This window comes from Streptosporangium sp. LJ11 (genome assembly GCF_051918945.1).
Lineage (GTDB): Bacteria > Actinomycetota > Actinomycetes > Streptosporangiales > Streptosporangiaceae > Streptosporangium.
On record NZ_JBPXMB010000014.1, the window covers coordinates 55627 to 67234 of the forward strand.

The window sequence follows — 11608 nt, forward strand, 5'->3', positions numbered from 1 at the left end:
GTGTATCTCCTTGATCAGGAGTTACACCGAAAACCGTACAGTCCCGTCACCGAGACAGGGTGGGAGAACGAGCAGTTCGCGATCTACGTGTGGCGGTCCGTGCGGCAGAAGGGAGACACCAAGACCGTCAAGTCGCGCCGTTCCCTCAAGCTCCCCCGGCGGTGCGTGGACGCGCTGCGGACGCTCCGGGAAGAGCAGGAGAAGGCGGGGACGGAGACGGATCTCGTCTTCTCCACCTCGAAGGGCACCGCCATGAGCGCGGGCAACGTGCGGCGCGACGTACGGAAGATCATTGAGAAGGCGGGACTCCGTGGCACCGACTGGACTCCCCGCGAGATGCGGCACAGCTTCGTCTCGCTGCTGTCGGACTCCGGCGTCCCGATCGAGGACATCTCCCGGCTCGTCGGGCACCGGAACACGGTGGTCACCGAGACCGTCTATCGGAAGCAGATCCGGCCGGTGCTCATGCAGGGGGCGGAGGCCATGGACGACATCTTCGGGAGTTAGTCACCCAGTTAGTCACTCACGCCCCGTTCCGAAGATCGGATACGGGGCGTTTTGGCTGGTGGGCACTACTGGGTTCGAACCAGTGACATCTCGCTTGTAAGGCGAGCGCTCTACCGCTGAGCTAAGCGCCCGGGGAATCCCGTTGGACAGACGGGATAACACTTTACGCCACCCGGGGGGACTTCAGTACATCGAGAGACCACGTGGTTCCCGCGTCGGTGAAGCCGGCGGCGCGCCAGCCGAGGAGGGCGGCACCGAGCATGCCGGCGGACACGCCGAGGGCGGCGTGGCGCAGGGGTGGGGCCTGACGGAAGGCGAGGCGTTGCCGGAGCCGTTCGGCCAAGGGGGCGGAGAGGAGGGTGCCCGCTTCGGCGAGGCCGCCGCCGAGAACGATGGCGGAGGGGTCGAGGAGAAGCGTGTAGGTGGCCAGGGCCAGGGAGAGCGCCTCGACCGCGTCTCCCCAGATCTCCGTGGCGAGCGGGTCACCGGAGGCGGTCAGGGCGGCGACCCGCTCAGCGGTTACCGGAACGGCGACGGGTGAGGTACCGGTGGAGGAGGGAAGGGCGGGGGAAGAGGCGGCGCGGGTGGAGTAGCGACGGGCCACGGCGGAGGCGGAGGCGTAGGTCTCGAGGCAGCCGATCTGGCCGCAGGCGCACGGTTCGCCCTCCGGGAAGACCGGGATGTGGCCGATCTCGCCACCCCATCCCGCGCTCCCGCCGTACGGCTCGCCGTGCAGGATCGCGGCACCCGCGATACCGGTGCCGATGGGCAGGAACAGGAAGTCGGAGAGCTCTCGGCCCGCACCGAGGACGCTCTCGGCGAGACCACCGGTGCGGACGTCGTGCCCGAGCATGACGGGGACGTCCAGCGGGACGAGGTCCGTCGCCGGGACGTCGCGCCAGCCGATGTTGGCGGAGTAGAGAGCCGCCTCGGCGGTGACCAGGCCGGGCACGGCGAGACCGACCCCCTCGGGAGTGCCGCCCCCCGCGGCGGCGAGGTCGTCGATGAAGGACCGGATCGTCGCGATGACGGCCGCCGGCCCCCTGTCGCGCGGGGTGGCGCGCCGGTCGGTGCGGAGGATCTCGCCGGAACGGGTGACGAGGCCGCCCTTCATCGACGTTCCACCGACGTCAAGGGCAACAACGAAGGAGCTCATGCACCTGTCCAGCGGGTCGAAGGGGCGGGACCGAGCCCGACACTAGCGCACGCCCGGCACGTCGGAACGGAGGGATCTCCCCCGTACGGGCGGGCAGGCGAGCGGTACCGGCGGGCCGCCCGCCGCCCGGGGATCCGCCCCCGTCTGGCAGGGACACGCCCGCGTCCGATGCGCGCCCGGACGGCTCCGGGAACGGCCGGGGCCGGGTGGGTCCTCAGGGGACCCGGCGCAGGACCCTGGCCAGGGCGGCCTCCACCTCGTCGGCCAGGCCGGGCGCGTAGGAGGCGGCCAGGCTGCCGTCGCCTCGCGCCGGACGCACCGAGCCGCAGGAGCGGCACTCCACCTCGCCCAACCGGCAGATGAGTGCGACGGAGCCGCACGAGGAGCACGTGTCGAGGTCGGCTTCGTGGGTGCGCCGGCAGTCCGGGCAGATCAGCACCTGTGTCTCGTCGCGCACCCCGCGCGTCCACGGACTGGCACCACGGATCGGGTCGGTCTGCCTGGCCCCGCAGGAGAAGCAGGGCATGATCGCCTCCGAGAGGTCGGACCGGCAGGCACCTCGCGAGCGGGCGTCCGCCGGATCACCGCTTAGGGAAGTTCGGCGAGCGCCTTGCGGTACTCGGCGACGTCGCGGGCCCGCGAAACCGGGTTCACGACACGCCAGCGGACCACACCCTCGCCGTCGATGATGAAGGTCCCGCGTCCCGCGCAGCCCTTCTCGTCGTCGAATACACCGTATGCCCGCGCGACCTGTCCGTGCGGCCAGAAGTCGGAGAGCAGTGAGAAGGCGTAGCCCCGCTGATCCGCCCACGCGCGGTGAGCGAAGATTGAATCAACTGAAATCGTAAGAATTTTAATGTCTTCCGGCATGTCGGCGCCGAACTCGTCGCGGACGGCGTCAAGTTCGTTGCCGCAGACGCCGCTGAAGGCGAGAGGGTAGAAGATCAGCACGATCTTTTTGCCCCGATGTTCGGAAAGCTTGACCGGGGTGCCGTGCTGGTCCCTCAGCTCGAAGTCGGGAGCCTGGCCACCCACCTCGATCGCCATGATCGGGGCTCCTTTCCTCGGCTGACGGCAGGCGTCATCATCCTGCCGTACGGCCCGCGTGAGCCGTACGGCAGGGCGGACCCTTAGCGGCGCGCCTTGGGCGTCGCCAGACGCGTCCCCGACCAGTCGGGAGCGGCACTGATGCTGCTGGTCTGCGAAAGACCCGCAGTGGTCGCGTCTTCCCCGATGTCGCTCGGCTCCACGTGCCCGTCCCGGCCGGCTTTGGGAGTGAGCAGCCAGATCTGGCCGCCGTCGGTGAGGTTGGTCACCACGCTGCTCAGGGCGTCGAACAGATCGCCGTCACCGTCACGCCACCAGAGCAGCACGACGTCGACGACGTCCTCGAAGTCTTCATCGACCAGCTCGTTACCGGTCAGCTCCTCGATGGAGTCGCGCAGATCGTCGTCGGTGTCCTCATCCCATCCGACCTCCTGCACCACCTGACCCGGCTTGAGGCCGAGTCGTTCGGCCAGGCCGCGTTCGCCCTGCGCCTGACCCGCGGTCGCGCTCACGTTTGTCCCTCCTGCTTGAATGGCCCCGCAATCACACGGTGCTCAGAGTGCTTCGGCACAGTCCACACGCTGTGACCCTCAGTCGTCAACGGTCGCCACGGCAACGACTGGGCTACGTATGAATTAGTCCGACAAAAATGACAAACGGACCTGGCGTTCCAGATTGTCGACGTTGAGATCCACCACGGCGATGGACTGCCAGGTTCCCAGCGCGAGCCGCCCGGAGAGAACCGGGACGGTGGCGTACGGCGGAATGAGGGCGGGCATGACATGCGACCGTCCATGCCCTCGTGATCCGTGCGCATGCCTCCATCTGTCGTCGGCCGGAAGCAGACCCTCCAGGGCCGCGAGCAGATCGTCGTCGCTGCCTGAGCCCAGCTCCAGCAGCGCGACCCCCGCGGTCGCGTGGGGCACGAAGACGTTCAACAGGCCGTCGCCCCCACATGACCGGACGAAGCTCTCGCACTCGGAGGTGATGTCGTGCACCCGTTCCCGGGAACCCGTTACCACCTCGATCGTCTGAGATCTCACATACCGATCCTACGATCCATCGTGAGCTGCGATGACGACCGCACCCTGTCCCGGGGGCGACGGGTGGTCCCCGCCGCCGCCCGATGCCCTGCCGGCACGGCGGCAAGATCGCCGTGTCCGGTTCCCGGAATGCCCGCGCATGGACCGTTCCCCCGGCAGGAGAAGCCGACAGGAGAAGCCGGGTGCGGTTTCGGGATGTCCCGGCCGGATGTGGCGGGTCCGGGCCACGGGGTCCGACGACGGCCTCGCGCGCCGGCCGCCGCAGATGCCGTGACGGTCGTGGCGGCCGTCTCCGCCGGCCCGGCGTTCACCGGGGCGGATCAGGTGGATCGATTACGGGAACAGGGCGGTCGCGGCGCGCGGATACCCGGCGCGGCCTCGATCGGGATCTCCCTCTTCGGGCGGGCCGGCGCCACCGATCCGCCGGTCTCGCATCGCGCGGCACCGGCCCCATCCGGTCCCAACCGGCCCCATCCGGTCCCGGTCGGCTCCGGTCGGCTCCGGCCGGCGAGGACTCGCCGGACAGGGGTCTCGCCGCGGTCGAGGGCGACCCGGGGAGTGGTCCGCGCCCTTCCCCTCCCGGATGCCGGCCGCGGACCGCTCCCGGCCGGTGGACGAATCGTTACCAGTTCGGCACGCGGCACCGCGGTCCGGGTGCCCACCCCTGCCCTCATCCCCGCCCCCTCCTTGCCTCCTCCGCACTCCCCCCACGAGGAAAACCATGAGAAAACCAAGGGGAGAGCCACGGGACGGCGAGCCCGATCCCGCCGCGGCCGAATCCTCACCGGGAGCCGCGGCCGGCCTTCGACCGGAAGAGGTAACGGGAAAGTAGCGGGAAACAGGGCGAAAGCCGGTGCGGAAGGCGCCCGGAAGGGCACTTCAGGAGAGGATCGTACGTTGCGTACAAGTGAGGGTCTCGACCACGATGTCCGAGCACATCGCGCGGCGGGAGGGCACTCTCCGCTCCGCGGAGGGCCTCACGGAGTTTCCGAGAGGACCTCACCCGGCTCCCGGGAGGGCCTCGCAATGCTTCCCGGAGGACCTCACGGAGCTCTCTGGAACCCCGGAGGACCTTACAGAACGGGCGGCAGGACAGACGAGACGGCGGGTCCCGGATTCCCAGGGGTACGGGAACCTGTAAAAAAGGGGGAACCTCGATGTAACCTTTGGTGGTGATTCGTCCTACCATCGGTGGTCTAGGCCACTTTCGTATCACTGCCAGCAGGGATCTCCTGGTTACCGGTAAGTAGAGATGCACTTTCCGGGGTAAGCGACCAGGATGGAAGACGACCTACACCAGACAAAAGTCCATCCTCGGAAGGCGAGACCCAGTGGCTTCCGGACGCCAGCGTTTCTCGATCATCAGCGACGGCCTACCCAGCCAGCTTCCTGATGTCGACCCCAGCGAGACCCAGGAGTGGCTCGAGTCGCTCGACAACGTCATAAAGACGGAAGGTCGCACTCGGGCCCGTTATCTGATGCTCCGGCTCTTGGAGCGCGCCCGCGAACACCAGGTCGGGGTGCCCGGCCTGCGCAGCACCGACTACATCAACACCATCCCGCCGGAGCGCGAGCCCTGGTTCCCCGGCGACGAGTACGTCGAACGCCGGATCCGCGCCTACACGCGCTGGAACGCGGCCGTGATGGTGACCCGGGCCAACGCCCGCACCAACGTCGGTGGGCACATCGCCACCTACGCCTCCGCCGCGTCCCTCTACGAGGTGGGTTTCAACCACTTCTTCCGCGGCAAGGATCACGGCGAGTCCGGCGACCAGGTCTTCTTCCAGGGCCACGCCGCGCCGGGCATCTACGCCCGCGCCTTCCTGGAGGGCCGCCTCAACGAGGGGCAGCTCGACGCCTTCCGGCAGGAGCTCTCGCACGGGTTCAAGGGCCTGCCCTCCTACCCCCACCCGCGCCTGATGCCCGACTTCTGGGAGTTCCCCACGGTCTCCATGGGTCTCGGCCCGATCGGGGCGATCTACCAGGCCCGGTTCAACCGCTACCTGCTGAACCGGAAGATCAAGGACACCAGCCGCAGCCACGTCTGGTGCTACCTCGGCGACGGCGAGATGGACGAGCCCGAGTCGCTCGGCGCGATCGGCCTGGCGGCCCGTGAGGAGCTCGACAACCTCACCTTCGTCATCAACTGCAACCTGCAGCGCCTCGACGGCCCGGTGCGCGGCAACGGCAAGATCATCCAGGAGCTGGAGTCCTACTTCAGGGGCGCCGGCTGGAACGTCATCAAGGTCGTCTGGGGCCGCGACTGGGACCCGCTGCTGGCGGCCGACGTCGACGGCGTGCTGGTCAACAAGATGAACACCGTCCCCGACGGCCAGTTCCAGACGTACTCCGTCGAGACCGGCGGATACATCCGCGAGAACTTCTTCGGTGACGACCCGCGCCTGCGCAAGATGGTCGAGCACCTGTCGGACGAGGACATCCGCAAGCTGTCGCGCGGCGGCCACGACTACCGCAAGGTGTACGCGGCCTACAAGGCGGCCCGCGAGCACGTCGGCCAGCCGACGGTCATCCTCGCCCAGACCATCAAGGGCTGGACCCTCGGCAAGGACTTCGAGGCGCGCAACGCGACGCACCAGATGAAGAAGATGTCGAAGGCCGACCTGAAGGAGTTCCGCGACCGGCTCTACCTGCCGATCCCCGACTCCGCCCTCGAGGGCGACCTCCCCCCGTACTTCCACCCGGGCGAGAACGACCCCGAGATCCAGTACATGAAGGAGCGGCGCGCGGCTCTGGGCGGTTTCCTGCCCAAGCGCGTGATGCGCGCCAAGCCGGTCACGCTTCCCGGCGACGCCGCCTACGCGCAGCTGAAGAAGGGCTCCGGCAAGCAGAACGTCGCCACCACCATGGCGTTCGTCCGCCTGCTCAAGGACCTCATGCGCGACAAGGAGATCGGCCACCGGTTCGTGCCGATCATCCCGGACGAGGCGCGCACCTTCGGTCTCGACGCGATCTTCCCGACGGCGAAGATCTACTCGCCGCACGGTCAGACGTACGAGGCGGTCGACCGCGAGCTGCTGCTGTCGTACAAGGAGTCGACCGAGGGTCAGATCCTGCACGAGGGCATCAGCGAGTCGGGCTCGATGGCCTCCACGATCGCGGTCGGCTCGTCGTACGCCACGCACGGCGAGCACATGATCCCGATCTACATCTTCTACTCGATGTTCGGCTGGCAGCGCACCGCCGACCAGATGTGGCAGCTCGCCGACCAGATGGGCCGGGGCTTCCTGCTCGGCGCCACCGCCGGCCGCACCACGCTGAACGGCGAGGGCCTGCAGCACGAGGACGGCCACACCCCGCTGATCGCCTCGACGAACCCGGCGGCGATCTCCTACGACCCGTCGTGGGGGTTCGAGGTGGCCCACATCGTCAAGGACGGCCTGCGGAGGATGTACGGCGAGGAGCCGGAGAACGTCTTCTACTACCTGACCGTCTACAACGAGCCCTACCTCCAGCCCGCCGAGCCCGCGGACCTGGACGTGGCGGGCCTGCTCAAGGGCCTGTACAGGTTCGCCCCTGCTCCGTCCGTGTCCGGGCCGAAGGCCAACATCCTCGCGTCCGGCGTGGCCGGGCCGTGGGCCATGGAGGCCCAGCGGATGCTGGCCGAGGACTGGGGCGTGGCGGCCGAGGTGTGGTCGGCCACCTCCTGGGCGGAGCTGCGCCGCGACGCGCTCGCCGCCGAGGAGCACAACATGCTCAACCCCGACGCCGAGAAGCGCGTGCCGTACGTCACGCAGGCGCTGTCGGGGGCCCAGGGGCCGTTCGTGGGCGTGAGCGACTACATGCGGGCGGTCCAGGACCAGATCGCCCAGTGGGTTCCCGGTGACTGGAGCTCGCTCGGCACCGACGGCTTCGGCCTGTCGGACACCCGGTCGGCGCTGCGCCGCCACTTCCACGTGGACGCGGCCTCGATCACCCTGGCGGTGCTCACCCAGCTGGTCAACCGGGGCGAGCTCGACCAGGAGGTGCTGGGCGACGCCATCTCCATGTACCACCTGAAGAACGGCGTGACCGAGGCCGCGGGCGCCGAGAGCAACGACACCCAGTCCATGGGAGTTTGATCGTCCCCGGGCGGGTTCTCCTTTTCCATGGAGGGCCCGCCCGGTTAGTGTTAATCGCTCCCCCCGGCGAACGATTCCAGGGGAGAGCTGTTCCATGGCAAGAATCCTTAGAGTGGCCGCGACGGTCACGGCCCTGTCGACCGTGCTCTCCGCCTGCGGTGGCGGTTCCGGCGGGGACGGGGCCGGCGGAGGCGGGACCGTCGAGGGCGGGACCGTCTCGGACACCTCCGGACCGGTCGCCACTCCGACGACGGCCACCCCCGCGGAGACGATCGCCTGGGGCCGGTGCACCGACATCAAGCGGCCCGGCGGTGCGACCCCCTCGAAGCAGGACATCGCCCAGCAGTGCGGGAAGCTCAAGGTCCCGCTCGACTACGCCAGACCGGGCGGCGAGTCCATCGAGATCGCCGTCATCCGCGTCAAGGCCACGGACCCCGGCAGGCGGATCGGCTCGCTGGTCTTCAACTTCGGCGGCCCCGGCGCCTCGGGCGTCGACACCATGAGCCAGGCCGCCAAGGCCTTCACCACCCTGAACAGCCGCTACGACCTGGTCAGCTTCGACCCGCGCGGGGTCGGCCGCAGCGCCGGTGTCAGGTGCGGGGACAGCGCGGTGATAGAGCGCTTCACCGCGATGGACACCCTGCCCGCCAACGAGGCCGAGCGCGCCAAGAGCCGGGAGACCACCAAGGAGTTCGTGACGGCCTGCCGGCAGACCTCGGGCAGGCTGCTGCCCTACATCGGCACCGTGAACGCCGCCGCGGACATGGACCGCCTCCGCGCGGCCCTGGGCGAGCAGCAGCTGGACTACTTCGGCATCTCGTACGGGACGCAGCTCGGCGCGGTCTACGCGACCAGGTTCCCGAAGAACGTGGGCCGGTTCGTGCTGGACGCCCCGCTGGACCCGAGCGTCACCCTGGAGACGCGCACGATGGTCCAGACGAAGGGGTTCCAGCACGCCTACGAGGCCTTCCTGAAGGACTGCGTGAAGCAGCCCCGCGAGTGCGAGATCGGCAGTGACGCGACCATCGCCGACAAGAACGTCATGAAGCTCATGGACGAGCTGAACGACAAGCCGCTCAAGGTCGGCAAGCGTCTCCTGACGCAGGGACTGGCGGGCACCGGCATCGCCGCCGCGTTGTACTCGAAGATGACCTGGCCGCTGCTGGACCAGGCGCTGAACCAGGCGGCGAAGGGCGACGGGCGGATCCTGCTGGCGCTGTCCGACAGCTACAGCGGCCGCCAGCCCGACGGGAGCTACACGACGCTCATGAGCAGCTTCCCCTCGATCAGCTGCGCGGACACCGCGGAGCGGCCCACCCCCGAGCAGCTGAACGCGCTGGAGGACGAGACGCTGAAGGTCTCCCCGCTGTTCGGCGGCGCGGGAATGGGCCTGATCTGCTCGATGTGGCCGGTCCCCGGCAGCGACGAGGCCAGGCGGATCAACGCCACGGGCTCGGCGCCGATCCTGGTGGTGGGCGGCACCGGCGACCCCGCCACGCCGTACGAGTGGGCGCCGAAGCTGACGGCGGAGCTCAGGACGGGCGTGCTGGTGACCTACAAGGGCGAGGGACACGGCGCCTATCTGTCCGGTGACACGTGCGTCAAGAAGGCGATCGACGCCTACCTGATCGACGGGAAGGTCCCGAACAGGGGGGTCGTCTGCACCGGCTCGTGACGCGACTTCCCGGGAGGCGCCCGGCGGATCCCCGCCGGGCCTCGGCGGGTCTCCATGCGGAACGGCCCGGTCTCGAGACGGGCGGACTCAGCAGATCTCCAGGCGGGGTCACGCGGTCTCGAAGCGGGCGTACCTCAGCAGGTCTCCAGGCGCGGCCGCGCGGTCTCGAAGCGGAAGCCGACCCTGCCCAGGTGCTCTTCGAGCAGGCGCTCCACGGTCCCGTCCGCGTACATCGAGGTGATCACCTCGTTGATCTTCCGGCACGCCACGGGGTCTCCGGACCTGAGCGCGACGCCGTACCTCTCGGTGGTGAGCCTGAGACCGGCGATCTCGACCTTGACGTCGCGCAGCCGGGCGCCGAAGCCGGCGATCAGCAGGTCGTCGCCGACCATGGCGTCGGCGCTGCCGTCGGCCACCTGAGACGCGCACTGCGCGGGGTCGAGCCCCCGTACGTCGACGAAGTCGACGCCCCTCTCGCGGATCATCGTGCCCGTGGTCTGGCCCGGTGACAGGCAGATCCTCTTGCCGCGCAGGTCCTTCAGCGTGTCGATCCTCTCGCTGGCGCGGGCGAGCACGTCGCGGTGGGCGATGTAGTACGGCCCGGCGAAGGCGACGCGGCCGCGGTCGGCGCCGTCGATCGAGAAGTTGGCGATCACGAGGTCGACCCTGCCCCTCTCCACGTCCCTCTCGCGGTCGCCGAACCCCACGGGCAGGAATTCGAGCCCGCCGCCGGGCACCCCCAGGGCCGTGGCGAGGTGGGCGGCCACGTCGGCCTCGAACCCCCGGGGCGGGTCCTCGCCCAGCGAGATCCCCGGCAGGCCCTTCCTGAACCCCACCCGGAGCCTGCCGGTGTCCCTGATCCGGTCGAGGAGCGGCGAGCCGGTGGAGACCTCCGGAGCCGGCGTCGGCGAGGGGGACGCCGACGGCTGGGCGGCCGGTGGGCGGGTGGGCTCGATCCGGTCGCCCTGCGCGATGCCGAGCTCGACGGCCAGCAGGACACCCGCCACGCCGAGGACCACGACCCCGCCGGCGATCGCGGCGACGGCCGCGGACCGGCGCCGCCACCGGGGACCCGACCCGGCCGGCTCCTCCTGCCGGGTCAGGTCCCCGGTGGCGGCCTTCGCTCCCTCGGCCAGCTCCTCCTGCGAGGCCTGAGGGGTCTCCTCCTCGTCCACCGGGTGGCCGAGCAGGCGTTTCAGCAGCACGTCCGAGGTGGGCCGGAGCCTCTGGTCCTTGTGCAGGCAGGCGGCGACGACCTCGCGCAGCCCGTCGGGCAGGCCGCTCAGGTCGGCCTCGTGGTTGATGACCCGGTTGAGTGTCGCCACGATCGTGTCGCTCCCGAAGGGAGCCCTGCCGGTGGCGGTGAAGAGGATGGTCGAGCCCCAGGCGAACACGTCGGCGGGGAACCCCACCCGCTCTCCGGCGATCTGCTCGGGCGCCATGTAGGCGGGGGTGCCGACCGCGCGGGTGGTGATCGTCCCGCTCTCGTCGATGATCTTCGCGATGCCGAAGTCGACGACGCGGGGGCCGTCCGTGGCGAGCATGACGTTGTCGGGCTTGAAGTCGCGGTGCGCGATGCCCGCGTGGTGGATCGCGGTCAGGGCGGTGGCCGTGCCGACGGCGAGGCGTTCGAGCGCCTCCCCGGCCAGTGGCCCGTCGCGTTCGACGATCTCGCGCAGCGAGGGGCCCTCGATCAGCTCGCTCGCGATGTAGGGCGCCTCGCCGTCGAGGTCGGCGGCGAGCACCCGGGCGGTGCAGAAGGCGGCCACCCTGCGGGCCGCCGCCAGCTCGCGGGCGAAGCGGGAGCGCGCGTGGGTCTCCTCGGTGAAGCGCACGTGCAGCAGCTTGACGGCGGCGCGCTCGCCGTCCTCGGACTCCCCGAGGTAGACGACCCCCTGCCCGCCCTCCCCCAGCCTGCCCCTGAGCTCGTACTTCCCCAGTCGCGGCGGGTCCCCCGGCCGCAACGGTCTGATCTCCGGCACCGCGAACCCCTCGCCCCCTGCGCTTTGCCAGAACATTACACACCCGGACGGCGGCGATCACCCTCCTCCACCGGACGGCGGACGTAAAGGCGAGTTAAGCGAATTCGCTTAAGGAATGT

General features: G+C 69.7%; 9 protein-coding genes and 1 tRNA gene. 3 read left to right on the forward strand and 7 right to left on the reverse strand.

What is annotated here, in order from left to right:
- Positions 1-507 (forward strand): site-specific integrase, encoded by a 507-nt coding sequence (locus ACTOQ3_RS21280; protein WP_440085097.1) that lies wholly within the window; start codon positions 1-3, stop codon positions 505-507.
- Positions 508-563: 56 nt separating this feature from the next.
- Here ACTOQ3_RS21280 and ACTOQ3_RS21285 read toward each other — a convergent pair.
- The 6 genes from ACTOQ3_RS21285 to ACTOQ3_RS21310 form a co-directional block, all read right to left on the reverse strand.
- A tRNA-Val gene (locus tag ACTOQ3_RS21285) sits at positions 564-638 on the reverse strand.
- 32 nt (positions 639-670) lie between these two features.
- Entirely contained in the window at positions 671-1663 is a 993-nt protein-coding gene (locus ACTOQ3_RS21290) for an ROK family protein (protein WP_440085098.1), read from the reverse strand.
- A 214-nt stretch (positions 1664-1877) separates the two neighbouring features.
- Positions 1878-2189 (reverse strand): hypothetical protein, encoded by a 312-nt coding sequence (locus tag ACTOQ3_RS21295; protein WP_440085099.1) that lies wholly within the window; start codon positions 2187-2189, stop codon positions 1878-1880.
- A 62-nt stretch (positions 2190-2251) separates the two neighbouring features.
- On the reverse strand, positions 2252-2710 hold the full coding sequence (locus tag ACTOQ3_RS21300) for a peroxiredoxin (RefSeq protein WP_440085100.1): 459 nt from the start codon (positions 2708-2710) through the stop codon (positions 2252-2254).
- Positions 2711-2793: 83 nt separating this feature from the next.
- Positions 2794-3222, reverse strand: a complete 429-nt coding sequence (locus tag ACTOQ3_RS21305; protein ID WP_329084203.1) for a DUF3052 domain-containing protein — start codon at positions 3220-3222, stop codon at positions 2794-2796.
- Between the two features lie 123 nt (positions 3223-3345).
- Complete coding sequence (locus ACTOQ3_RS21310) at positions 3346-3753, reverse strand: secondary thiamine-phosphate synthase enzyme YjbQ (protein WP_329084204.1); 408 nt, start codon at positions 3751-3753, stop codon at positions 3346-3348.
- A gap of 1331 nt (positions 3754-5084) precedes the next feature.
- Between ACTOQ3_RS21310 and aceE the strand changes: the two genes are divergently transcribed.
- Positions 5085-7832, forward strand: a complete 2748-nt coding sequence (aceE, locus tag ACTOQ3_RS21315; protein ID WP_440085101.1) for a pyruvate dehydrogenase (acetyl-transferring), homodimeric type — start codon at positions 5085-5087, stop codon at positions 7830-7832.
- 94 nt (positions 7833-7926) lie between these two features.
- A complete protein-coding gene (locus ACTOQ3_RS21320; RefSeq protein ID WP_440085102.1) occupies positions 7927-9507 on the forward strand; it encodes an alpha/beta hydrolase in 1581 nt (526 codons plus the stop codon).
- A 134-nt stretch (positions 9508-9641) separates the two neighbouring features.
- Here ACTOQ3_RS21320 and ACTOQ3_RS21325 read toward each other — a convergent pair whose 3' ends face one another.
- Entirely contained in the window at positions 9642-11489 is a 1848-nt protein-coding gene (locus tag ACTOQ3_RS21325) for a serine/threonine-protein kinase (RefSeq protein ID WP_440085103.1), read from the reverse strand.
- Positions 11490-11608: the final 119 nt, after the last annotated feature.